The organism is Streptomyces sp. NPDC012510 (assembly GCF_042955065.1).
Classification (GTDB): domain Bacteria; phylum Actinomycetota; class Actinomycetes; order Streptomycetales; family Streptomycetaceae; genus Streptomyces.
In genome coordinates this window covers 19,022-44,159 of the sequence record NZ_JBIBEN010000026.1, presented here as the reverse complement: position 1 = coordinate 44,159, position 25,138 = coordinate 19,022, and the positions used below count along the sequence as shown (strand labels likewise).

16 protein-coding genes are annotated in these 25,138 nt (G+C 71.1%); 10 read left to right on the top strand and 6 right to left on the bottom strand.

Annotated elements, in window-relative coordinates; translation table 11 throughout:
* Positions 1-15: 15 nt before the first annotated feature.
* Positions 16-744, bottom strand: coding sequence for a VWA domain-containing protein (locus tag ACFY9I_RS35425; protein WP_391009381.1), 729 nt, complete (start codon positions 742-744; stop codon positions 16-18).
* A gap of 145 nt (positions 745-889) precedes the next feature.
* On the opposite strand from ACFY9I_RS35425, the gene ACFY9I_RS35420 reads away from it, so the two are divergent.
* From ACFY9I_RS35420 to ACFY9I_RS35405, 4 genes are all read left to right on the top strand, one after another.
* Positions 890-1,819, top strand: a complete 930-nt coding sequence (locus tag ACFY9I_RS35420; RefSeq protein ID WP_391009378.1) for a rhomboid family intramembrane serine protease — start codon at positions 890-892, stop codon at positions 1,817-1,819.
* Between the two features lie 98 nt (positions 1,820-1,917).
* Complete coding sequence (locus ACFY9I_RS35415) at positions 1,918-7,197, top strand: caspase family protein (protein WP_391009376.1); 5,280 nt, start codon at positions 1,918-1,920, stop codon at positions 7,195-7,197.
* Positions 7,194-7,532: a hypothetical protein gene (locus ACFY9I_RS35410; protein WP_391009374.1), complete on the top strand. Its 339-nt coding sequence runs from the start codon at positions 7,194-7,196 to the stop codon at positions 7,530-7,532. Before ACFY9I_RS35415 ends, ACFY9I_RS35410 begins: the two co-directional genes overlap by 4 nt.
* 8 nt (positions 7,533-7,540) lie before the next feature.
* The gene (locus ACFY9I_RS35405) at positions 7,541-7,996 is read left to right on the top strand and encodes a hypothetical protein (protein WP_391009371.1); all 456 of its coding nucleotides are present in this window, start codon (positions 7,541-7,543) and stop codon (positions 7,994-7,996) included.
* Positions 7,997-8,114: 118 nt separating this feature from the next.
* Here the strand turns inward: ACFY9I_RS35405 and ACFY9I_RS35400 are convergent, their stop codons facing one another.
* From ACFY9I_RS35400 to ACFY9I_RS35390, 3 genes are all read right to left on the bottom strand, one after another.
* Complete coding sequence (locus ACFY9I_RS35400) at positions 8,115-9,575, bottom strand: glutamate synthase small subunit (protein WP_391009368.1); 1,461 nt, start codon at positions 9,573-9,575, stop codon at positions 8,115-8,117.
* Positions 9,568-14,163 carry a glutamate synthase large subunit gene (gene gltB / locus ACFY9I_RS35395; protein WP_391009574.1) on the bottom strand — a complete coding sequence of 1,532 codons (4,596 nt, stop codon included), beginning with the start codon at positions 14,161-14,163 and terminating at the stop codon, positions 9,568-9,570. The genes ACFY9I_RS35400 and gltB overlap by 8 nt, the downstream gene beginning before the upstream one ends.
* A gap of 369 nt (positions 14,164-14,532) precedes the next feature.
* Complete coding sequence (locus ACFY9I_RS35390) at positions 14,533-15,261, bottom strand: VIT1/CCC1 transporter family protein (RefSeq protein ID WP_391009365.1); 729 nt, start codon at positions 15,259-15,261, stop codon at positions 14,533-14,535.
* 251 nt (positions 15,262-15,512) lie between these two features.
* On the opposite strand from ACFY9I_RS35390, the gene ACFY9I_RS35385 reads away from it, so the two are divergent.
* The 6 genes from ACFY9I_RS35385 (at position 15,513) to ACFY9I_RS35360 (ending at position 22,970) form a co-directional block, all read left to right on the top strand.
* Positions 15,513-16,619: an ADP-ribosylglycohydrolase family protein gene (locus ACFY9I_RS35385; protein ID WP_391009362.1), complete on the top strand. Its 1,107-nt coding sequence runs from the start codon at positions 15,513-15,515 to the stop codon at positions 16,617-16,619.
* A gap of 332 nt (positions 16,620-16,951) precedes the next feature.
* Positions 16,952-18,256 carry an ADP-ribosylglycohydrolase family protein gene (locus tag ACFY9I_RS35380; protein WP_391009571.1) on the top strand — a complete coding sequence of 435 codons (1,305 nt, stop codon included), beginning with the start codon at positions 16,952-16,954 and terminating at the stop codon, positions 18,254-18,256.
* Positions 18,257-18,263: 7 nt separating this feature from the next.
* Positions 18,264-19,448: an ADP-ribosylglycohydrolase family protein gene (locus ACFY9I_RS35375; protein ID WP_391009359.1), complete on the top strand. Its 1,185-nt coding sequence runs from the start codon at positions 18,264-18,266 to the stop codon at positions 19,446-19,448.
* The gene (locus ACFY9I_RS35370) at positions 19,445-20,815 is read left to right on the top strand and encodes an ADP-ribosylglycohydrolase family protein (protein WP_391009356.1); all 1,371 of its coding nucleotides are present in this window, start codon (positions 19,445-19,447) and stop codon (positions 20,813-20,815) included. The genes ACFY9I_RS35375 and ACFY9I_RS35370 overlap by 4 nt, the downstream gene beginning before the upstream one ends.
* Positions 20,812-22,011 (top strand): CoA transferase, encoded by a 1,200-nt coding sequence (locus ACFY9I_RS35365; protein ID WP_391009354.1) that lies wholly within the window; start codon positions 20,812-20,814, stop codon positions 22,009-22,011. The genes ACFY9I_RS35370 and ACFY9I_RS35365 overlap by 4 nt, the downstream gene beginning before the upstream one ends.
* Positions 22,008-22,970: an aldolase/citrate lyase family protein gene (locus ACFY9I_RS35360; protein ID WP_391009351.1), complete on the top strand. Its 963-nt coding sequence runs from the start codon at positions 22,008-22,010 to the stop codon at positions 22,968-22,970. Before ACFY9I_RS35365 ends, ACFY9I_RS35360 begins: the two co-directional genes overlap by 4 nt.
* A 124-nt stretch (positions 22,971-23,094) precedes the next feature.
* Here the strand turns inward: ACFY9I_RS35360 and lgt are convergent, their stop codons facing one another.
* Both lgt and ACFY9I_RS35350 read right to left on the bottom strand, forming a co-directional pair.
* Positions 23,095-24,183, bottom strand: a complete 1,089-nt coding sequence (lgt, locus tag ACFY9I_RS35355) for a prolipoprotein diacylglyceryl transferase (protein ID WP_391009348.1) — start codon at positions 24,181-24,183, stop codon at positions 23,095-23,097.
* A gap of 125 nt (positions 24,184-24,308) precedes the next feature.
* The gene (locus ACFY9I_RS35350) at positions 24,309-25,082 is read right to left on the bottom strand and encodes a thioredoxin domain-containing protein (RefSeq protein ID WP_391009346.1); all 774 of its coding nucleotides are present in this window, start codon (positions 25,080-25,082) and stop codon (positions 24,309-24,311) included.
* Positions 25,083-25,138 lie beyond the last annotated feature (56 nt).

Here is a 25,138-nt window from a genome sequence, read left to right as displayed (position 1 = left end):
TGATGACGCCGGCCCTCAGACCCGCTGCCCGACGATCCCCCGGGCCCGCGCCTCCACCAGCCACTTCGGGAACTCGCCCACCAGTCGGTCGTACAACTCCGCGTCCGACACGGCCTTCGGATCCGCACCGGCGTGGAAGAACCCGGCGTTGTCGACGACCCGCTTGCCCGGAACCGCCAACTCGTCGAGTCGGCGCAGGAAGTCGAACTGCTTGCTGTCCGGGTCGCCGAAGCCGACGAACTGCCAGAAGAGGGGAAGACGGGCGGCCTTGCAGACGTGGCGTTCGGCGGCGAGCCTGCCGGTGGGTCCGCCGTCGGTCTGGAACACCACGAGGGCCGGGGCGTCGGCACCGGAGTCGAGGTAGTGGTCGATGACGGCGTCCATGGCCTCGTGGTAGTTGGTCTTCCCCATGTGTCCGAGCCCGCCGACGATCCCCTCGATCCGCCCGTGGTGGTCGGCGAGACCGATCTCCGCGACCGCGTCGACCCCGGTGGAGAAGAAGACGACCGGCACGCTCCCGTTGTCGTCGAGCTGTGCCGACAACCCGAGCACGCGGTCGGCCAGGGCCTGCACGCTGCCGTCCTTGTAGTAGGGCCGCATGGAGCCGCTGTGGTCGAGCACGAGGTAGACGGCGGCCCGCTGCCCCCTCAGCCCGTGTTTGTCGAGGGAGGCCCCGGCGGCCTTGTAGAGGTCCACCAGCGCGGGGGCGGTCTCCCGCATCTTGCTGAGGCTGATCGCGGGCACAGGGGTCCTCCTGACGCCGAAGCTCTGCGAAAGTTACGAGATTAAGAGGGGACTCCGCCTCTCCACCCCTCGCAATCATTCGCTATTTTGTTCGCCGCCGTCACCACCGGCTCGTCATCAGCCCCGCACTCCCAAGGAGCCGGCCGTGGAACCCGAGTCCTCCTCGCCATCCGAGCCCGCCGTCACCACCTGCTACCGCCACCCGGAAGTGGAATCGTACGTCCGCTGCACCCGCTGCGAGCGGTTCATTTGCCCGGACTGCATGCGGGACGCGGCCGTGGGCCACCAGTGCCCGGAGTGCGTGAAGGAGGGCGCGAGAACCGTCCGGCAGGCCCGCACGGCCTTCGGCGGCCGGATCTCGGCGGTCCCGCTGGTGACGTACGTCCTGATCGGCCTGAACGTCGTGGCGTACGTCGCCGAGCTGCTCCGCCCGGAGATCGTCGACGACTTCGCGATGCTGGGCCGGGGCCTGGCCGGCCCGGACGGCCTCCACTACGTCTGGCAGAGCGCCTACCCCGCAGCCTTCCACCCCGAGGGCGTGATCGACGGCGAGTGGTACCGCCTCCTCACCGGCGCCTTCCTCCACCTCCCGCCCACCGAGGGCACCTTCGGCATCCTCCACATCGTGATGAACATGGTCACGCTGTGGAACGTGGGCCGGGTCGTCGAGGCCCAACTCGGCCGCGCCCGCTATCTGAGCCTGTACGCGTTGTCCGCCCTCGGCGGCTCCGTCCTCGTCCTTCTCCTCGCCCCCGACGACAGCACGGTCGGCGCCTCCGGCGCCATCTTCGGCGTCTGCACCGCGTACTACGTCCTCGCCCGCCGCCTCGGCGCCGACCCCGCCGGCATCAACCGCTTCATGGCCGGGCTCCTGATCTGGCTGGTCATCTCGGCGGTCGTCACGTCCTGGCAGGGCCACCTCGGCGGGCTGCTGACGGGCGGGGTGGTGGCCCTCGCGTTCGCTTACGCCCCTCGGGATCGGCGGCGGGTGCTGGTGCAGGCGGGGGCGTGTGCGGGCGTGCTGGCGCTGTTGATGGTGCTGGCGGTCGCGAAGGTCGCGGCGATGACGGGCTGACCTCCCCGGTCACGACGCCGTGGAGGTCGTCAACCCACCTTCGACTCCGGTCACTTCTGGGATGATGTGCCCCAACGCGTTCGACGGGAGGGCGAAACGTGGGGCTGGAGCGGAGCGAAGTCACCGGGGGCCGACGCCGTGCGCTGCTGGTCGGGGTCAAGGAAACGCCGGACCTGGCCGAGCACCCCGCACTCGGCCGCGCGTACCCGGCGCTCGACTTCGTCGAACGCGACGTGTCGCTGATCGAGCAGGCCCTCGAACAGTCCGACTACGAGGTCGAGGTCAAGTGCGACGACAGGACCTCGTACGCCCCCGTCATCGCCGCCGTCACCAACTTCCTGGCCGCCTGCGAGCCGGGAGACACCGCCTTCCTCTACTTCTCCTGCCATGGAGTGACCGTCGACGGCCAGGACCACCTGGTCCTCAGGGACAGCCAGCCGGGAGTTCCGGGCCCCGACGGTGACCTGGGACTGAACCAGCAGACCCTGCTGAGGGCCGCCCCCGCCACCCTGCTGGGAGCCCTGCCGCGGGGTGTCACGGCGATCATCTGTCTCGATCTGTGCAGGGCGGAGCAACCACGCCCGGTGTCGGGCGCCGCCGACGCGGCGTGGGCCGCGCGCGAGGAGGCCTACTGGCTCTACAGCTGTGGCCCCGGCCAGCGTGCCTACGCCGACCCCGTGGAGGGCAGTTGGTTCGCGCGGGCACTGTCCGCCGCGCTGTCCCGGGTCACTCCGCCCACGAGCTTCCGTCAGGTCGCCGACTTCGCGGAGGAGGAACTGCTTCAGTTCGCCTCCCGGCACCCCCAGGTCGCTCCACCCGCCGTGGCGTTTCGGCGGCCGGATCCGGTACAGGGCGGGGAGTACCGGGACCCGACCGTGTGTGACGGCACCGAACAGACCTTGGACTGGACCCGGATCATCCACGACTCCGGTCTGTGGCAGCACACGTCGGGAAGGCCCGAGATCCACGAGCGGGTCAAGGAGAGCCTGACCGAGCTGGTGCGCTGGGTGGTGGAGAGCAGCGAGCAGACCCGCGCGTACCGGGAGGACCCATGGCGGGACCCGCTGTACCCGAAGCGGCTGGACGACCGGCTCACGGACTTGGTGGCACGGGCCCGGCTGGTACGGGACGACGAGCGGTTGTCCCCCGCCGAGACGGCGTGTCTGTTGTCGGCGGCGATCGTCCAGGAGGGCATCGTCGCCATCACCCTGGACCAGCTGGGGCGACTCCTGCCCGACCAGTTCGACCCGGGGCCGCGCGGCCGTGAGGAGGAGACCCCGGACGTACGGCAGCGCCTGATGCGGGACGCCGCCCGTGACGTGTGCCGTGCTCATTCCCTCGTCGTGCGCACCACGGAGACTCTGCGCAGCCGGGGACTCGACCAGGCCGTCACGGCCGCGGACCACTGGCTGCGGCATCGTTTCATCGCCGACTGGGACGGACTGTGGGAGCGCCATGACGAGCGCCCCACCGCCGTCGACGAACTGATCACCAAGGTCGTGGAGGCCGTCGAGGCCGCCGCCGACACCCCTGCGGCGGTCCGCAGGTCGACCGAGGAACGCAAGGAGATCGACGGCCTGATACGCCAGGTGCTCGGTCATCTCACGGTGAAGCCGGGCCTCAGCCCACGGGTCAACGACAGCCGGCACGGCGACCAGTGGGACAGGGAAGCCAGGCCTGTGCGAGGAAACCACTGGCGCGGCCACCAACTGGCCCGTCTGCTGTGGACGGCCGGTCTGCTCGCCGCGAGTCCGCGTCGGCTCTCCAGCGTGCTCGTCGATCATCTGGGGGCACATCAGCCGCTGCTCGCCGGCGAAGTGGTCGGCGCGCTGAGCGGTCTCGACTACGACGACACCGAGGGCCGTACTGCCGACAGCCGAGGCATCGCCGTACGGCTGCGCTGTCCGCACCCGGCCCTTCACGCGGCGGTCGAAGAGCTGGCGCTCGCCGCGGACGCCACGGTACGGGCGTTCGGCGCCGACGCGGCGGCACAGCCCCTGCTCCGGGGGCTTCCGGACGGTGTGTCCACGGACGAACTGCGTGCCCTGTCCGGTCGTTACAAGGAACCGTTGGAGCGCTTCCGCCTCGCCGAGGACGAGATCCGCCCCCTGCTCATGGGCACGCAGTTGTACGGCGACCGCATGCTCGCGGTGCGGGAGCTGTACCAGAACGCGCTGGACGCCTGCCGCTACCGGGAGATGCGCCGCCGGTACGGGAAGATCCGCTCCACCTGGGACGGCGAGATCGTCTTCACTCAGGGCTGGGACGGTGTCCGCCCTTACATCGAGTGCCTGGACAACGGCTCCGGCATGAGCCGCGCCCGGCTCACCTCGATGTTCGCCAGGGCGGGCAAGCGGTACGAGCAGGACCCCGAGTTCGTCCAGGAGCGCCGCAACTGGCGGCGGGCCGGCATCGTGGACCGGTCCCTCAATTCCCGCTTCGGCATCGGCGTGTTCAGCTACTTCATGCTGGCCGACGAGGTCGTCGTCTGGACCCGCGCCGTCGACGCCACCGGCCGCACCGGCGCGGAGGCCGCCCTGCGCGTCGACATCCGCTCGGGCTCCGGCCTCCTGCAGATCAACACCTCCGACGATCCCGAGGTACCGGAGGACGGCGGCACCCGTGTGCGTCTCTACCTGGCGGAACCTAAGGAGGGCGAGCAGGTGCCCTCCCTGGTGGAGACCCTGCGGACCCACCTCTGGGTGACCGAGCACAACGTCCGCGCGGAGGAACTGACCAAGCAGGGGGACGCGTTCCGCAAGCTCAGCTGGGAGCCTGGGCAGTTGGTCGGGCGCGACGAGTGGCGTCTGCCGCCCGTGCCCCTGTGCGACGAGCAGCAGGGTGAAGCCGTGGAGGCGTGGCTGGTCCAGGGCATGGGTCAGCTGCTGTTGGACGGTGTCTTCATCGAGAAGGCGCCCGAGGCGTACGGCTATGTGGTCAACCTGCGCGAGCGCCACGCCCCGGTGCCGAGTGTGGACCGTAACCAACTGCTCTCGTACGACGACGAGCTGGTCATGCGGGAGGTGCTGGGCGGGGTTCCGGCAGTGGCCTCGCGGTTCCCGGACATATCACTGCCGTGGCTCTGGGACCTGGCGCGGAAGACGCCACGGATCGCCGTCACCATGCTGGAACACCTCCCCGCCGAAGCCATGGCCGTGCTCGAGTCGGGACAGGGAAGACGACTGCTACGGGGCAAGGTGCGCCTGGCCGGTCCCGGGTGTCTGCCCATCGATGAGGACGTCCTGGATTTTCCGGGCGCCTTGGCCGCCCTCTCGGGCGGAATCCACGCCCGTCAGCTTCTGGCACGTTGGAGGGCCAGCAAGCTCGGTCTGCACCAGTCGGAGGAACCCTTCACACCCGAGGGGTACCCACCCCCGAGGGGCATCGACGCCCTGCTCTTCCAAGTACCGAAGCTCGAGAGCCGTCAGCTCGTCCTGCAGGCCGCGGCGCAGGCCCGACGTCCGGTGCGCGAGACACTCCGCGCACTGCGCAGGTACGCCGTGGTCGGCCTGGAGATACCCGAGGTGGCGGACATCAGAGCCCTCGACGGCGTACTGGTCCCCCAGGCGGCCGCCGATCTCTACTACGGCTATACGTCCATGCGGAAGCATGTGGAGGGTCTGCACGACGAGGTCGACGTGTTCTCGTTCTTCTCGGACCATTCCCGAGAGCTTGACAAGGAGCGTCCTCCCGCCCAGCACGCACCACTGCTGGCGATTTCGGCGCTGCACGGCGTCTCCCTGGGGGAGGCCACCGATCTGCTCCGTCAGCTCCGTCTGATCGACCCGGCGTTGCCGACTCCGCCCGCACTGCCCGACGACATCGCGAAGCAGCGCCTGACGACGGATGAGGTGCGCCGCCTCGCCGTGACCGAGGCGGGCACCCCCAAGTCCCCCTGGATCACGGAGAGCGAGTGGCTGCCCGGATCAGTCGGTCCGGTCGACCTCCTCAGCCGCAGCGCGCCCCCCTTCGCCCTCCCGGAACTCGCCCAGCGCATCGAGCAGTTCGCCTGCCTCGGCTACTCGCTGGAGGCTCCTGTGACACCTGAGGCGCTCGACACACGCACCCTTCCGCCCGACCAGCAGCTCCTGCTGTCGCATGACCTCGGCCGGAGAGGCCCTTGGCGTGAAGGCGCCATTCCACTGCACCACCTGATCCAGATCTCGCAGCAGACACGGGCGACCCTGGGCGACACGGTGAACCACATCAATTCCGCGACCCCGGTGACGGGCGCTCACGCGCCCGCCCTGCCCCCGGAGACCGCCGACTGGACCGCGCCGGACTGGGTTTACCGCATCTTCCGGGAACGGCCGGTGGCGATCGTCGACGCCCCCGTCCTACCGTGGGAGCTGGTGGGAGCCTTCATCCCCCAGGAGTCCACTCGTATCGACGAGCTCCAGGACGCGGTACGAGCGCTGGACGCCTGCGGAATGGTGGACTGGCAGGGCGCCGACAGCACGGCCGTGCAACGCCAGGCAGACGCTCCGACCCACCGTCTGCTGCGCCCTTTCCCCTCCGTGGGGCTGATCGGCAGTTGCCGGTTCGAGCAAGGCGAGGCCACCATGGGCTATCTCCTGGCACTCGCCGCACACTTCGATCTGGAAGTGGGCGCCGTGGCCGACGAGTTGCGACAGATCGAGACCGCTCTCGAACTCAAGGTCCCCGACATCCCGGCGGAGGCCTACGGCCTACGGCTGACAGAAGGGGACCTCCGTCCTCTCCTGACGGACGAGTTCCTCTTGATCGGCAGGCCTGTCGAGCTCGTGGAGGAGATATCCGTCCACGGCATCCTGACCTTCTGCACGCAGCGCGGGCGCGACGGCTATCGCACGCTCGGCGAGGTGTTCCGCCATGTCGCCCGCCTGGCTTCTCTGGGAGGCATCAGGCTGCCTGGCGAGTTCCAGGGCCCCGACGCCGAGCGTCTGGCCGACTTCACCCCCGATGCCTTCGACCTCACCGCCTTCGACGAGGGCCTCCTGGCCTCCGGCACCCTGGGTCCCCTCGAACTCGTCCTCCTGGCCGGCCGCTTCAGCTGGAGTCTGGCCAGGACCTACGATCGCTACGCCCCCTTCGCCTGCCTGGGCCTGGACGTCACCGTCAGTGCTCCGGAGGGCGACGAGCGGGACATCGTCCCCGACTGGGCCGACGTCATCATCCTCACCACCCGGCTGACCGGCCGCGCCCCCGCGCTCTCCGGCACCGTGCCCGTCGACCACCTCGCACTCTGCGCCGAGGAAACCGAGACCGACGAGGCCGGCGTACGCGAACGCCTGAGCCGGTACGCCCGCCTCTTCTCGTTCACACTGCCCGCCCCCGCCGAACCGTCCGGACCGGCCGCCCCCGCCGCAGCGCTCCATCGAAAGGCCTCCGCCCCATGACGCCAGAGACGCCCTACCGCCGCCACCCACACCCCGGCACGCTCACCTTCCAGTGGACGGCGCAGAACAACGGCGACGAGAAGGAGCTGACGGTCACCGGCACCTGCCCGGTGTGCGAGTGCGCCATGACCCACTCCTTCGGTCCCGTTCAGCCGCTGATCGCGAAAGGCGGCGGTGGTTTCCTGGGCCGCCGCAAGGCACCCGCCGAGCCGGAGATCTGGAATGTGTCGTGTGCCTGCGAGGGCTACCACCAGCCCCGCCCCGCACATCGCGGCGGCTGCGGAGCCATGCTGACCCTCGCACCGCCGCCCGCCCATCTCACCGGAGGGATCTGACGCACCGCATGCCACCCCCACGCTTCACCTTCGAGCAGCTCTGCGACGCCGAGGACCGGGCACAGGCGATGCGGGACCCGCATGCGCAACTCCGCCTCGCGGTCCACCAGGCAGAGGGCTACCGGACCTTTCTGTCCTCGCTCACCGGACTGCTGGCGGCGGTCTTCGTCCTCAAGGGGCAGGAGGATCTGAGCAAACTCTCCGGCTGCTGGCGTTCGGCGGTGATCTCCTTGCTGATCAGCGGTTTCGCAGGGCTGATCACCGCCACCTGGCTCAGCGTTCTCGCGACCCACGACCGGCCGGGAGTCGAGGTCTACAGCGAGCCCAACCGGCTGCTGTCGTACGAGAAGCGGCGCACCCGGACGGTCTGGCTGCAGGTGGAGGCCGCCCGCTGGCTCGGCCTGGTCAGCGTCCTCGCGGTCGCCGCAGCCGTCATCGTCACCTGGCTGGCCCCGGCCAAGTAGACACACCGGGACGCGCGCATACGACGGCGCCTGCCCAGTCGTCCGGTCGGGGACTGGAGGGCAGGCGCCGTCTGTGTTCCGTACGCCGTTGTACGGGACGTGAAGGGGGTCTGAGGGATCAGACCATCAGCGAGCGGTCCGTGGGCCGGATCGGCGCCGGAAGTTCGCTCGCGCCCGTGAGGAAGCGGTCGCAGCCCCGTGCCGCCGAGCGGCCTTCGGCGATCGCCCACACGATGAGCGACTGACCGCGACCCGCGTCACCGGCGACGAACACGCCGGGCACGTTGGTCTGGAAGTCGGCGTCGCGGGCGATGTTGCCGCGCTCGTCGAGTTCCAGGCCGAACTGGTCCACGAGACCGTTCTCGCGGTCCGTGCCCGTGAAGCCCATCGCCAGCGTCACCAGCTGGGCGGGGATCTTGCGCTCCGTGCCCGGCTTCTGTGTGAGCTTGCCGTCGACGAACTCGACCTCGACGAGGTGGAGCCACTGGACGTTGCCGTCCTCGTCGCCCTCGAAGTGGGTGGTGGAGACGGAGTAGACCCGCTCGCCGCCCTCCTCGTGCGCGGAGGTGACCTTGTAGAGCATGGGGAAGGTCGGCCACGGCTGGTTCGCGGCGCGGTCCTCACCCGGCCTCGGCATGATCTCCAACTGCGTGACGGAGGCCGCGCCCTGGCGATGGGCGGTGCCCACGCAGTCGGCGCCGGTGTCGCCGCCGCCGATGACCACGACGTGCTTGCCCTCGGCCGTGATGGGGGGCGCCACGAAGTCGCCCTCCTGCACCTTGTTGGCCAGCGGCAGGTACTCCATGGCCTGGTGGATGCCGTTCAGCTCGCGGCCGGGGACCGGGAGGTCACGGGCGGTCGTGGCGCCGGCGGCGATGACGACGGCGTCGTACCGCTTCCTCAGGTCCGTCGCCTTGAGGTCGCGGCCGATCTCGATGCCCGTGCGGAAGCGGGTGCCCTCCGCGCGCATCTGCTCGATACGGCGGTTGATGTGCCGCTTCTCCATCTTGAACTCGGGGATGCCGTAGCGGAGGAGACCTCCGACGCGGTCCGCGCGCTCGTAGACGGCGACGGTGTGACCGGCCCGCGTCAGCTGCTGGGCGGCGGCCAGGCCCGCCGGGCCCGAGCCGATGACCGCGACCGTCTTGCCGGACAGGCGCTCGGGGATCTGCGGCGCGACGTCACCGCTGTCCCACGCCTTGTCGATGATCGAGACCTCGACGTTCTTGATGGTGACGGCCGGCTGGTTGATGCCGAGCACGCACGCCGACTCGCAGGGTGCCGGGCAGAGGCGACCGGTGAACTCCGGGAAGTTGTTGGTCGCGTGCAGGCGCTCCGAAGCCGCGCCCCAGTCCTCGCGGTAGGCGTAGTCGTTCCACTCGGGGATCAGGTTCCCGAGGGGACAGCCGTTGTGGCAGAACGGGATGCCGCAGTCCATGCAGCGGCTGGCCTGCTTGCTGATGATCGGCAGCAGGGAGCCGGGGACGTAGACCTCGTTCCAGTCCTTGAGGCGTACGTCGACGGGGCGGGACTTGGCGACCTCGCGCCCGTGGTTGAGAAAGCCCTTCGGGTCAGCCATTGATCGCCGCCTCCATCATCTTCTCGGTGATCTCGGTCTCGGAGAGACCGGCCTGCTCGGCGGCGGCCTTGGCGGCGAGCACTGCCTTGTACGTGCTGGGGATGATCTTGCTGAAGCGCTCCACGGCGACGGTCCAGTCGGCGAGCAGCTTCTCGGCGACCGTGGAGCCGGTCTCCTCGGCGTGACGGCGCACCACGTCGTGCAGCCACTGCTTGTCGTCGTCGGACAGGGCCTCGACGGCGCCCACGTTGCCGACGTTGACGTTGTCGCGGTTCAGGTCGATGACGTACGCGACGCCGCCCGACATACCGGCCGCGAAGTTGCGGCCCGTCTCGCCGAGGATGACCGCGTGGCCGCCGGTCATGTACTCGCAGCCGTGGTCGCCGACGCCCTCGGACACCACCGTGGCGCCGGAGTTACGGACGCAGAACCGCTCGCCCGTACGGCCGCGGAGGAACAGCTCGCCGCCGGTCGCGCCGTAGGCGATGGTGTTGCCCGCGATGGTGGAGTACTCGGCGAGGTGGTCGGCGCCCCGGTCGGGGCGGACGATCACCCGGCCGCCGGAGAGTCCCTTGCCGACGTAGTCGTTGGCGTCGCCCTCCAGGCGCAGTGTGACACCGCGCGGGAGGAAGGCGCCGAAGGACTGGCCCGCCGAGCCGGTGAAGGTGATGTCGATGGTGTCGTCGGGCAGACCGGCGCCGCCGAACTTCTTCGTCACCTCGTGGCCGAGCATGGTGCCGACCGTGCGGTTGATGTTGCGGACCTTGACCTGGGCGCGCACCGGCTGGGCGTCGGTGGCCTCCGAGGCGGCGAGTGCGTCGGCGGCGAGCTTGATCAGCTCGTTGTCGAGCGCCTTCTCCAGGCCGTGGTCCTGCTCGATGAGCTGGTGGCGGACGGCGCCCTCGGGCAGCTCGGGGACGTGGAACAGGGGCTCCAGGTCCAGGCCCTGCGCCTTCCAGTGGTCGACCGCGCGGGTCACGTCGAGTGTCTCGGCGTGGCCGACGGCCTCCTCGATGGAGCGGAAGCCCAGCTCGGCGAGGAGCTCGCGCACCTCCTCCGCGATGAACTGGAAGAAGTTGACGACGTACTCGGCCTTGCCGGCGAAGCGGTCGCGGAGCGTCGGGTTCTGCGTGGCGATGCCGACCGGACAGGTGTCCAGGTGGCAGACGCGCATCATGACGCAGCCGGAGACGACCAGCGGCGCGGTCGCGAAACCGAACTCCTCGGCGCCGAGGAGCGCGGCGATGACCACGTCACGGCCGGTCTTCAGCTGGCCGTCGGTCTGGACGACGATGCGGTCGCGCAGGCCGTTGAGCAGCAGCGTCTGCTGGGTCTCGGCGAGGCCGAGCTCCCAGGGACCGCCCGCGTGCTTCAGCGAGGTGAGCGGGGATGCGCCCGTTCCGCCGTCGTGGCCGGAGATGAGGACGACGTCCGCGTGTGCCTTGGACACACCGGCCGCGACCGTACCGACACCGACCTCGGAGACCAGCTTCACGTGGATCCGCGCCTGCGGGTTCGCGTTCTTCAGGTCGTGGATCAGCTGGGCCAGGTCTTCGATGGAGTAGATGTCGTGGTGCGGCGGCGGGGAGATGAGGCCCACGCCCGGCGTCGAGTGACGGGTCTTGGCGACCCACGGGTACACCTTGTGGCCGGGCAGCTGACCGCCCTCACCGGGCTTGGCGCCCTGGGCCATCTTGATCTGGATGTCGTCCGCGTTGACCAGGTACTCGCTCGTCACACCGAAGCGGCCGGAGGCGACCTGCTTGATGGACGAACGGCGCGCGGGGTCGTAGAGACGGTCCGGGTCCTCGCCGCCCTCACCGGTGTTGGACTTGCCGCCCAACTGGTTCATGGCAATGGCGAGCGTCTCGTGCGCCTCCTTGGAGATGGAGCCGTACGACATGGCGCCGGTCGAGAACCGCTTGACGATCTCGGAGGCCGGCTCGACCTCGTCGATGGAGATCGGCTGCCGGTCGCTCTTGAAGCCGAACAGGCCGCGCAGCGTCATCAGACGCTCGGACTGCTCGTTCACGCGGTCCGTGTACTGCTTGAAGATGTCGTAGCGGCGCGTACGCGTGGAGTGCTGGAGGCGGAAGACCGTCTCCGGGTCGAACAGGTGCGGCTCGCCCTCACGGCGCCACTGGTACTCGCCGCCGATCTCCAGCGCGCGGTGCGCCGGAGCGATGCCGGAGGCGGGGTACGCCTTGGCGTGGCGGGCGGCGACCTCCTTGGCGATGACGTCGATGCCGACGCCGCCGATCTTGGTGGCCGTGCCGTTGAAGTACTTCTCGACGAACTCGTCCGCGAGACCGACGGCCTCGAAGACCTGGGCGCCCCGGTAGGAGGCGACCGTGGAGATGCCCATCTTCGACATGACCTTCAGGACGCCCTTGCCGAGGGCGTAGATCAGGTTGCGGATGGCCTGCTCGGCCTCGATGTCGGAGAGGAACGTTCCGGCGCGGACGAGGTCCTCGACGGATTCCATCGCCAGGTACGGGTTGACGGCGGCGGCGCCGAAGCCGATCAGCAGGGCGACGTGGTGGACCTCGCGGACGTCACCGGCCTCGACCAGCAGGCCCACCTGGGTGCGCTGCTTGGTGCGGATGAGGTGGTGGTGGACGGCCGCGGTGAGCAGCAGCGACGGGATCGGCGCGTGCTCGGCGTCGGAGTGGCGGTCCGACAGGACGATCAGTCGGGCGCCGTTGTCGATGGCGGCGTCGGCCTCGGCGTAGATCTCCTCGATGCGCGCGGCGAGGGCGTCACCGCCGCCGGAGACCCGGTAGAGGCCCGACAGTGTGGCGGCCTTCATGCCGGGCATGTCGCCGTCGGCGTTGATGTGGATGAGCTTGGCCAGCTCGTCGTTGTCGATCACCGGGAAGGGCAGGGTGACGCTCCGGCACGACGCGGCGGTCGGCTCCAGGATGTTGCCCTCCGGGCCCAGCGAGGAGCGCAGCGAGGTCACGAGCTCCTCGCGGATGGCGTCCAGCGGCGGGTTGGTGACCTGCGCGAACAGCTGCGTGAAGTAGTCGAAGAGCAGACGCGGGCGCGAGGACAGCGCGGCGATCGGCGAGTCCGTGCCCATCGAGCCGATGGGCTCGGCGCCGGCCTTGGCCATCGGCGCGAGGATGACGCGCAGCTCCTCCTCGGTGTAGCCGAAGGTCTGCTGGCGGCGGGTGACCGAGGCGTGGGTGTGCACGATGTGCTCACGCTCGGGCAGGTCGGAGAGTTCGATCTCCCCTGCCTCCAGCCACTCCGCGTAGGGGTGCTCGGCGGCGAGGCCGGCCTTGATCTCGTCGTCCTCGACGATGCGGTGCTCGACGGTGTCGACGAGGAACATACGGCCCGGCTGCAGGCGCCCCTTGCGGACCACCTTGGCGGGGTCGATGTCGAGGACGCCGACCTCGGAGCCGAGGACGACGAGGCCGTCGTCGGTGACCCAGTAGCGGCCGGGACGCAGGCCGTTGCGGTCGAGGACCGCGCCGACCTGCCTGCCGTCGGTGAAGGTGACACAGGCCGGGCCGTCCCAGGGCTCCATCATCGTGGAGTGGAACTGGTAGAAGGCGCGGCGGGCCGGGTCCATGGAGTCGTGGTTCTCCCACGCCTCCGGGATCATCATCAGCACGGAGTGCGGCAGGGAGCGGCCACCGAGGTGGAGCAGCTCCAGGACCTCGTCGAAGGACGCCGAGTCGGAGGCGTCGGGCGTGCAGATCGGGAAGATCCGCTCCAGCTTGTCCTGGGCGCCGAACAGGTCGGAGACCAGCTGGGACTCGCGGGCGCGCATCCAGTTGCGGTTGCCCATGACCGTGTTGATCTCGCCGTTGTGCGCGACGAAGCGGTACGGGTGGGCGAGCGGCCACGACGGGAAGGTGTTCGTGGAGAACCGGGAGTGCACGAGCGCGATCGCGGAGGCGAAGCGGCGGTCGGACAGGTCCGGGAAGAAGGGCTCGAGCTGGCCGGTGGTCAGCATGCCCTTGTAGACGATGGTCCGCGCGGACAGCGAGGGGAAGTAGACGTCGACCTCGCGCTCGGCACGCTTGCGCAGCACGAACGTCTTGCGGTCGAGGTCGATGTCCTTCGACGTGCCGTCGGCGACGAAGACCTGACGGAACACGGGCATCGTCGAGCGGGCCGTGGCGCCGAGCAGCTCGGGGGCGACGGGCACCTCACGCCAGCCGAGGACGGTCAGGCCCTCTTCGGCGGCGATGGCCTCGATGCGGGTGGCGGCGTCGTCCGCGCCGTCCTCGGGCAGGAAGCCGATTCCGACGGCGTACGAGCCGGCCTCGGGCAGCTCGAATCCGGCCACCTCGCGGAAGAAGGCGTCGGGAACCTGGGAGAGGATGCCGGCGCCGTCACCCGAGTCGGGCTCCGAACCGGTCGCCCCTCGGTGCTCCAGGTTGCGCAGAACCGTGAGCGCCTGCTCGACCAGCGCATGGCTCGCCTCGCCGGTGAGGGTGGCCACGAAGCCGACGCCACAGGCGTCGTGCTCGTTGCGGGGGTCGTACATACCCTGCGCAGCAGGGCGAGCATCCATGAACGACCGCTTCTGGCCATTCGTGGAGTGCTGGGACGGCTGGCGCGGCGTACGCATCGGCTCTCCCGTCGTCGTCATCTGGCATATGCGAATTGCCGAGGGACGACGCTGGCCCTCTGCGTAAAGTGCAAAATTTCGTGCAGGTTACATGATGGAACGATTCCCGGGAACCGGATACTTCGTCCCAGCATGCGGACGCCACGAGCACGGAGGGGGTGCCGCGCACGGTGGCGTGATCAGGGGAGCCGACCAGGCAGATCGATGTCGGCCGACGGGGGCGAAGAAGGCGTCGTCGCCCGCTGTTCCAGGTGCCCGGCAGGCGTCATTGCCCGCGGTGCTTACGGCTCATGCCCAGCGGTTAAGCATTCGAAACCGCTTGGTAACCACTATTTATGCGGTCCCGCGCATACATAGCGATCCGATCCATCATACGGCCGCCCCGAAGAGACTGCCCAGGACGTACGTCACACCCGCCGCGGCACCCCCGAGGGCGAGCTGCCTCGTCCCGCTGAACCACCAGGTCCTGGCCGTCACCCTGGCGACCACCGCACCACACCCGAAGAGCCCGAGGAGCGCCACCAGCACGGCCGGCCACAGCGCGCCCGCGCCGAGCAGATACGGCAGGACGGGCAGCAGGGCGCCCAACGCGAAGGAGCCGAAACTCGACACGGCGGCGACCGCGGGCGAGGGCAGGTCGGCGGGGTCGACACCCAGCTCCTCCCGGGCGTGGATCTCCAGCGCCTGCTCGGGATCGCGGGACAACTGCCGTGCCACCTCGTGCGCGAGATGCGGCTCGACCCCGCGGGCCGCGTAGAGCGCGGCCAGCTCCTTCTCTTCGCACTTGGGGTGCTTGCGCAACTCCCGTCGCTCTACGGCCAGTTCGGCCTCGACGAGTTCACGCTGAGAGGCCACGGAGGTGTACTCGCCGGCGGCCATGGAGAAGGCCCCGGCCGCGAGCCCCGCGAGCCCGGCGACGACGACCGCCTCCCGCCCGGCCGTCCCGCCCGCGACACCGGTCATCAGCGCCAGGTTGGACACGAGCCCGTCCATCGCACCGAACACGGCCGGCCGCAGCCAGCCGCCGTTCACGTCCCGGTGGGTGTGGTTGTCGCGGTGCGCCTCGTGCAACGCGGCCTCGGTGTCGATGATCGCCACGATCCAGCTCCCTTCCTCACGTCGAACGTACGCTCGGAAAATCGCTCCTGCCAGCAAGGAAGGCCATACTTACCCGGGCCACCGGCTGTTCGAGAAACGGTCGCCGCTCATTCGTACATGGCTCTGCACAGATGTCGACCGGGTGATACACGAGCGTTCCGCGCACCGCCGAGGCACCCGGTGTGGGAGAGATCTGCACAGAGAAATCTTCAGAGCGGATCAACTGCCCACAGGGCCAGAGAGGCGACCGTATGCCTTCCATCGCCTGCATTCCCTCGGTCCCGGCGCCCGGTGACGCCGCCGACCTCCGTGAGCGGGCACGCGGGGCCATGCTCGGACTCGCCGTCGGGGACGCGCTGGGGGCGCCTGCGGAGAACATGAAGCCGTCCGAGATCCGCGCACGCTGGGGGCGCATCACGGGTTACGTCGCCGAGAACCCCTCGGGCACGGACGACACGGAGTACGCCATCTTCTCCGGGCTGCTGCTGGCCCGGCACGGCTCGGCACTCACGGTCACCCATGTGGAGACGGCCTGGCACCAGTGGATCGCGGACCAGGACGAGGGCCCGTTCCGGGGTGCGGGCTTCAGCGAGCGCGGCACCCTGGAAAACCTGCGCCGGGGCCTGGCCGCCCCGATCTCCGCCCAGCACCGGCATGCCTGGAGCGACGGCCTGGCCATGCGCGCGGCGCCCTTCGGCGTCTTCGCCGCCGGCCGCCCGGCGGAGGCCGCACGGCTGGTCGCCGTCGACGGCTCGGTCAGCCACGACGGTGAGGGCATCTACGGCGGTCAGGCGGTCGCCGCCGGCGTGGCGGCGGCGATGGCGGGCGCCCCCACGATCGCGGTCGTGGCCTCCGCCCTCGCCGTCGTCCCCGACGACTCCTGGACCGCCCGCTCCCTGCGCCGGGCCGTGGCCGTCGCCCACCGCGGCGAGCGCGCCGTGCGCTCCGCCGTCGTCATCGGCGGCTACCCCTGGACCGACCTCGCCCCCGAAGCCGTCGCCCTCGCCTTCGGCGCGTACGCGGCGGCGGACGGCGACTTCACCGAGTCCGTCCTCACCGCGGTCAACATGGGCCGCGACGCCGACACCACCGCCGCCGTCGCCGGCGCCCTCGCCGGCGCGACCCACGGCGCGGCGTCCATCCCCTCCGACTGGACCGCCGCGATCGGCCCGGCCCGCGGGAGCTGCCTCCCGTCGATGGCCGGCCACCACGTCCTGGACGTGGCGGAGCTCCTGGTCCCGGGCGAGGGCGGCAAATGGGGCACCAACGCGCACCCCCTCCCCCACGCCCCCTGGCCCCCACCGGACCCGGGCGCCTTCACCCTGGCCGCCGACACCAGAACGGAGACCCCCTCATGACCTGGCCCCGACCATGGGACGAGCCGGCACCCGGCACAGCGACTCCCGCGCCGGACAAGCCGACCTCGACCACAGCGCCTCCCGCCCGGGACTCACCGACCTCGACCACAACACCTCCCGCCCAGGACTCGCCGACACCGACCACACCACCCGCCACGCGGGACGCGCCGACACCGACCACACCACCTGCCACCCGGGACGAGACACCCGCCACCGCGACACCCCCGCCGTACGGCGGGCCGAAGACTGCCGCCGACAGGGCGACGAGTGGCGGCGCCTCGACCCGCACCGCCCCCACCTCCTGGGCGGCGAACGCACCCGACGGAATCGAGATCGCCGTCGCGGCAAAGCCGTTCGAACCCGGACCCACGGCCGCCGACGGCGAGGACACCCCACAGGGGCCACCCGCACCCGACGACGAAAGCCGCACGGGTGGTGCGGGTGGGAAAAAACACCCGGCCGAAGGCGGAGCCGAGGCCGAAACCCCCCGCCCCGCGACAGCCCCCCGCCCCCCGACGGCTCGCCGAATCGAGGGCCTCCTGCTCGGCCTAGCCGCAGGCGACGCCGCCGGCTGGCCCGCCGCCCGCCACCGCGCGGCCCGTATGCCGGAGTGGACCCGCCGCCTCACCCGCGAGCTGGACACCTTCGCCGAGCAGAACGCCACCACCACCCTCCCCGTACCCATCGCCCTCAACCAGCCCCCCGAGCCCCTGCGCCTCGGCCCCTCCGACGACGCCGAGTGGGCGGCGTTCGCGGCGGAGGCGGTCCTGCGCGCCTCGGACGCGGCAGCCCTCGGCGACCTCAGCCTGGAACGCCGCACCCGCGCCTCGATCGACCTCTCGTGGAACGCCGTCGCCAGCGAGATCGCCGCCGCCGCCGAACGCGCCCCCGAGGTCGAGTCCGCCGTACTCCCCCTGCGCGCCCGTATCTCCGTACGCGCCGGCCTCGGCAACCTCGCCACCGGCCTGCGCCCGCCCGCCACCGGTCACGACAACCCGCACTACTTCGACGACGCCGCCTGCGTACGCGCCTGCGTGCTGGCCGTCGCCCATCCCGGCGCCCCCCGACTCGCCGCCGACCTGGCCGAGTTCGACGCCCGCTACACCCAGGACGGCGACGGCGTGCACGGCGCACGCGCGATGGCCGCCGCGCTCGCGCTGGCGCTCGTCGGCGCGAAGGTCGACGACTGCGTGGCCGCCGCCCTCGCCGAACTCCCCGCCGAGACGGAGATCGGCCGCAACGCCCGCCACGCCCTCGATCTCGCCCACCGGCACAGAAAAGAAGGAACATTCGCTCTCGTCCCGCTCCTGGAGCACCAGATCGTGGATCACGTCTACAGCTACGGCATCGCCGCCGCCGAGACCGTCCCCGTCGCCCTCGCCCTCGCCACCGCCGCCGAGGGCCGGATCGCCGAGGCCGTCCCCGCCGCGGCCTGTCTCTCCCGCGTCGCCGACTCCGCCCCCGCCCTCGCCGGTGCCCTGACCGGCGCGCTCAGCGGCGGCACCGCCATCCCCGACGCCTGGCGGGACGCCTGCCGCACCCTCTCCGGCTGCGCCCTCCCCCGCCTCACCGGTACGGATCTCGTACACCTCGCCGAACTTCTCGCAGCCACGGAACTCGCCGTCCCGGGAGGATGATTCGGGCATGACGCCCCCCATGGAAGCCAGTCGGCACGCGACTCCCCCTGCTGGAGCGAACCTAGAAGAGCGCATCACCGGTGCCTTGGTCGGCGCCGCCGTCGCGGACGCACTCGGCGGCCCGGTCGAGGGCTACACCCCGGAACAGATCCTCGAACGGCACGGCGGCCGCGTCCACGGCATCGTCGGCCCCTGGAGCGGCGACGACTGGCGCACCGCCCGCCCCATCGCCCCGTACCACAAGGGCGACGGCCACGTCACCGACGACACCTTGATGACCCACGCGCTCGTACGGGTCTACGACCGGGTCCGCGACCACCTGGACGCCTACTCCGTCGCCGAGCACCTGGTGCCGGACATGATGACGACCCCGCGCTGGATCCCGGAACTGGAGGCGGAGGCCCTCCCCCTCCAGCGGGTCTTCCTCGCCGAGAAGTGGCTGGTGGCCCGCATCCACTACGGCCACGTCGACCCCCGCGAGGCCGGCACCGGCAACATCGTCAACTGCGGGGCGGCGATGTACATGGCCCCGGTCGGCCTGGTCAACGCGGCCAACCCGCCCGGCGCGTACGCCGAGGCCCTCGACATCGCGGGCGCCCACCAGTCGTCGTACGGCAGGGAGGCGGCGGGCGTGTTCGCGGCGGCCGTCGCGGCGGCGTGCGCGCCGGGCGCCACGGCGGAGTCGGTGATCGAGTCCTGCCTCGCCCTGGCGAAGGACGGCACCCGCGCGGCGATCGAGTCGGTGTGCGAAGTGGCCCGACGGCACACGGACTTCGAGTCGGCGCTACGGCCGCTGCGCGAGGCGGTCACCCCGTTCGACACGGTCGGCCCCGACTACCGCGCCCCCTCTCTCGGTGCCCGCCGCCCCTCCCGGCTGCACGCGATCGAGGAACTCCCCATCGCGCTGGGCATGTTGCTGGTGGCGCGCGGCGACTACCGCCACGCCGTCCTGGGCTCCGTGAACTACGGCCGCGACTGCGACTCGATCGCCACGATGTCCGGCGCCCTCGCGGGCGCGCTGGGCTCGGACATTCCGTCCGACTGGGCCAAGACGGTGGCCGAGGCAAGCCGTCTGGACCTCCACGCCCCCGCCACGACACTGACGGAGGTCACCCGCCAGATCCACGACCAGGACGTACACCGCCGCCGCGCCCACGAGTCCGCATTCACCACCCTGGCGTCCGCCCGGTGACCCCCCTCCGCCTCACCTGGGTCCAGCCGGAGGACCTCCTCGGTCACGAGCTCCACCAGGCACGGCTGGACGGCCGTGAACCCTCGGCCATCGCCGCCCGCTGGCGCGCGGCGGGCGGCCCCCCGGCCCCCCTCCGCGCCGGCGCCTCCCCCCAACGCGCCTCCCGCTACCTGAGACTGCTGGCCGGGGACCTCCTGGACGAACTGGCCGACCTCCCCAGCAGCTTGGCCGACAGCGAGCCGACACACCTGCACCGGATCAAGGCCCTGTGCCCGGACTGGCCGACCCGCCCGACCCGTCCCGCCCCGGCCCCCTACCTCCCCCGCCTCGAAGCCGCCTGGCTGGGCCGAGCCGCCGGCTGTCTGCTGGGCAAACCCGTCGAGAAGCTCTCCCTCACCGCCATCCGCCAACTCGCCGCCGCCACCGGCAACTGGCCCCTCACCACCTGGTTCACCGCCCGAGGCGTCCCCCCGGAACTCCTCACCGCCCACCCCTGGAACCGCCGCTCCGCCCCCACCTCCCTCGCCGAGAACATCGACGGCATGCCCGAGGACGACGACCTCAACTACCCCCTGCTCAACCTGCTCCTCCTCACCCGTCACGGCAGGCACTTCACCACCACCGACGTGGCGACGCTCTGGCTCGACGAACTCCCCGCGGGCCGCACCTTCACCGCCGAACGCATCGCCTACCGCAACCTCCTCAGCGGCATCGACCCCCCGCGCACCGCCCGCCACCGCAACCCGTTCCGCGAATGGATCGGCGCCCTGATCCGCGCCGACGTCCACGGCTGGACCAACCCCGGCGACCCCGCCACCGCGGCCGAACAGGCCCACCGCGACGCCACCCTCACCCACACCGCGAACGGCGTCTACGCGGCGATGTTCCTCGCGGCCACCATCGCGGACGCGGCGACCGGCACCCACGACGTCCACCACTGCCTGCGCACCGGCCTCAAGGTCGTCCCCCCGCACTCCCGCCTCGCGGGAGCCGTCCGGCACGCCCTGCAACTCACCGCCGAGACCCGCGACTTCGACACGGTCGTCGACCGGCTCCACACCACCTACGCCGACCACCACTGGGTCCACGCCATCCCCAACACGGCCCTGCTGACCGCCGCCCTGACCCACGCGGACGGCGACTTCACGGCCTCCATCTGCCGTGCGGTGTCGGGCGGTTGGGACACGGACTCCAACGGCGCGGCGGCGGGCAGTGTCGCGGGCCTCCTGGCCGGCTCCCCGGACGCCCTCCCCGACCGCTGGACGGCACCACTCAAGAACCGCCTGGCCACCTCGATCGCCGACTTCAACGGCATCGGCTTCGACACCCTGGCCCACCTCACCCTCCGGGAGACCCACCACCCATGACCCAGGCGTACGACCCCCCGCTCACCCACCTTCGCGTCCTCGACCTCGCCACCCTCTTCGCCGGCCCCCTCGCCGCGACGATGCTCGGCGACTTCGGCGCGGAGGTCATCAAGGTCGAGCACCCCACGAAGCCGGACCCGTCCCGCGGCCACGGCCCGTCGAAGGACGGCGTGGGCCTGTGGTGGAAGCTGCTGGGCCGCAACAAGCGCACCCTGACGCTCGACCTCTCCAGACCCGGTGGCCGGGACACCCTCCTCCGCCTCGCCGCCACCGCCGACGTGGTCATCGAGAACTTCCGCCCCGGCACCCTGGAGAGGTGGGGCATGGGCTGGAAGGAACTGTCCGCCGCGAACCCGCGTCTGGTCCTCGCCCGCGTCACCGGCTTCGGCCAGTTCGGCCCGTACGCGCACCGCCCCGGCTTCGGCACGCTCGCCGAGGCGATGAGCGGCTTCGCCGCGATCACCGGCGAGCCGGACGCCCCACCGGTCCTCCCGCCCTTCGGCCTCGCCGACTCGATCGCCGGCCTGGCGACGGCCTACGCGGTGATGACCGCACTCGCCGCGCGTGATGGCACCGGTGAGGGGCAGGTGGTCGACATGGCGATCATCGAGCCGATCCTCACCGTCCTCGGACCCCAGCCCCTCTGGTACGACCAACTGGGCCACGTCCAGCCCCGCACGGGCAACCGCTCCGCCAACAACGCGCCCCGCAACACCTACCGCACGGCGGACGGTTCCTGGGTGGCCGTCTCCACCTCGGCGCAGTCCGTCGCGGAACGGGTGATGCGGCTGGTGGGCCGCCCCGAACTGATCGACGAGCCCTGGTTCGGCTCGGGCGCCGAGCGGGCTCGGCACGCGGACGTCCTCGACGAGGCGGTCGGCGCCTGGATCGCGCGCCACACCCGCGAGGAGGTCGTCGAGTCGTTCGAGAAGGCGGAGGCGGCGGTCGCCCCCGTCCAGGACGTACGGGAGGTGATGACCGACCCGCAGTACCGTGCCCTGGACACGATCACGACCGTCGACGACCCCGATCTCGGCCCCCTGCGCATGCAGAACATCCTCTTCCGCCTCTCCGCCACGCCCGGCGCCATCCGCTGGGCGGGCCGCCCGCACGGCGCCGACACGGACGCGGTCCTCACGGAACTGGGCCTGACCGGACCGGACATCGAAACCCTCCGCGAGGAGGGCGCCCTGTGACCGGCCGACCGACGGCGCCCTTCCCACTGACCTGGCTGTACGCCCCCGGCGATCGCCCCGAGGTGGTCACGAAGGCCCTGGCTTCCGGCGCCGACGTGGTGATCGTGGACCTGGAGGACGCGGTCGCCCCCGACCGCAAGGACTACGCCCGCGCGGCCACCGCCGAACTCCTCATGACCCCGCCCCCCGTCCCCGTCCACGTACGCGTGAACGCCCTGGGCACCCCCCAGTCCGAAGAGGACCTCAGAACCCTCCCCCGCCTCCCCGGCCTGGCGGCCCTCCGCCTCCCGAAGATCACGTCCCCCACCGAGATCGCGAACGTCGCGGAGCGGACGGCTTCAGCCGCCGCCTCCGCCTCGGCCGCCTCCGCCTCACCGGCACCGGCACCGACGCCCACGCCCACGCCCACGCCCACGCCCACGCCCACGCCCGCGCCCGCGCCCGCGCCCGCGCGAGGACACACGATCCCCCTGTACGCCCTCCTCGAATCGGCCCTGGGGGTGGAACGCGCCTACGACATCGCGGCATCCCACCCCGCCCTCCACGGCATCGCCCTCGGCGAGGCGGACCTCCGCGCCGACCTGGCCGTCCACCACGACCCGGCTCTGGACTGGTCCCGCTCCCGAGTGATCCTCGCCGCCCGCGCCGCCGGCCTCTTCTCCCCGGCCCAGTCGATCCACCCGGACACCCGAGACCTCGAAGGCCTGGCCATCACCTCGGCCCACGGCCGCGCCCTCGGCTTCCTCGGCCGCGCCGCCATTCACCCCCGCCAGCTCCCGGTGATCGAACGCGCCTACGCCCCCACTGCGGCCGAGATCGAATCAGCCGAGAAGATCCTCGAAGCCGCCGCCACCCACCCGGGCGCCCAAGCCCTCCCCGACGGCCGCTTCATCGACCCCGCGGTCGTGGCCAGCGCCCACAGAACCCTGACCCTGGCCGGCCGCCCCCCGAAACACTGACCCGCCCCGCTCCGCCCCGCTCCCGTGTCCCCCCGAATCCGAAAACCCACCCGCCCGACAGGGCGAGTGGGTGGGAAAGGTCCGTCGCGGAGCGGCGGCGGATCACAGTGACCGGATCGGTGCCTCAGCTCTTGTCGGCGGACTCTGGCTTCTTCGCGGCCGGAGCATCGGAAGGCTCAACGTCCTTCTCCGCGTCGGCATCGGGCTCGACCTTCGCGTCAGGCTCGACCTTCGCGTCAGGCTCGACCTTCGCGTCAGGCTCTTCCTTCGCGTCGGACTTTCCCTTCGCGTCGGACTTTCCCTTCGTGTCGGGCTCGCCCGAGGCCTTCCCCGGCTCCGAGCCCCCGTCCTTGTCGAGGCCCACCGCGGCAGCGCCCTCGTCGCCGTCACCGTCGGAGGCACCCGGCTCGACGACCTCCTCCCGGCCCGGCCGCTTGCGGGCCGACAGGACGATGTACACGACGGCCAGCACGAAGACGAACATCGCCGTCCAGTTGTTGAGCCGCAGCCCGAGGATGTGGTGGGCGTCGTCCACGCGCATGTACTCGATCCAGAACCGCCCCGCGCAGTACGAGGCGACGTACAGCGCGAACGCCCGGCCGTGGCCGAGCTTGAAGCGACGGTCGGCCCAGATCACGAGAACCGCGACACCGATGCACCACAGCGACTCGTAGAGGAAGGTCGGGTGGTAGGTGCCCGGCATCCGCCCGTCGGTGGAGGACGTGATCTCCACGGCCCACGGCAGTTTCGTCTCCCTGCCGTACAGCTCCTGGTTGAACCAGTTGCCCCAGCGCCCGATCGCCTGTGCGAGGGCGATACCGGGCGCGACGGCGTCGGCGTACGCGGGCAGCGGGATGCCGCGGCGACGGCAGCCGATCCACGCCCCCACCGCACCGAGAGCGATCGCGCCCCAGATGCCGAGCCCGCCCTCCCAGACCTTGAAGGCGTCCACCCAGTCACGGCCCTCGCTGAAGTACAGCTCGTAGTCCGTGATCACGTGGTAGAGCCGCCCGCCGATGAGGCCGAAGGGCACGGCCCAGACAGCGATGTCGGCGACCGTACCGGCCCGCCCGCCTCGCGCGACCCAGCGTTTGTTGCCGAGCCAGACGGCTACGAAGACACCGATGATGATGCAGAAGGCGTAGCCGCGCAGCGGGACGGGACCGAGGTACAGCACCCCGCGCGACGGGCTGGGAATGTAGGCAAGTTCCATGGCAGGGTCGACGCTACCCTGCCGGGCCCGGCCGACGGCAGGCAGCCCGGCAACGGGTCCATAACGCCGTACCCCCCGTGCCCTGCGTCCCTGACGCCCCATGGCGTTCTCGGCTCACCCGCGCCTCACCCCGCTGCCTTCGCCTCCACCATCTGCTTCAGCTTGGCGGGGGTCATGGACTGGTCCGCATAGATGTTGGTGCCGTTGAGGAAGACGCTCGGCGTGCCCGAGAAGCCGCCCTTCTGGAAGGCCTCGTTGGACTTCGCGACCCAGCCGTTGTGCGTGCCCTCCTGGACACAGGTGCGGAAGGCGGACGTGTCCAGCCCGTCGACCTTCTTCGCGAGGTCGAAGAGCTTGCTCTCGTTCGCGAAGTCGTCGTTCGTCTCCGGCGGCTGGTTCTGGTAGAGCACGTCGTGGTACGCGGCGAACCTGCCCTCGTTCTGCGCGCACGCGGCGGCGTTCGCGGCCTTGCGTGAGCCGCTGCCGCCCATGTTCCCGTCGATCAGGGTGGCGAGGTGGTACTCGACCTTCAGCTTCCCGGCCTCGGTCAGCTCGTGGATCGTCGAGCGGTAGGCGTCCTCGAAGGACTTGCAGGCCGGGCAGCGGAAGTCCTCCCACACCGAGAGGGTCGACGGTGCGCCGGCGTCCCCGACGGGGATCGCGAGGCTGTCCTCGCCCTTGGCCCCGGAGGGCGCCACGACCGGGCCCGAGTCACCGGCTTCGTCCTTGCCCGCGTTCGCCGCCACCACTCCGATCACGGCGGCCAGCCCCAGCACGCACACCACCGAGGCGCCCACGATCAGCGCCCGACGGCGCTTCTCTGCGGCCTTCTGCTTCTCGCGCTCCTCCGCCAGCCGTTCCCGGGCGGTGCGCTTCCCCTCACGGTTCTTCTCGCTCACATCCCGCAGAACGAATCGGGGAGGCGCACCGCGCCTCCCCGATCCCACTTCCACCC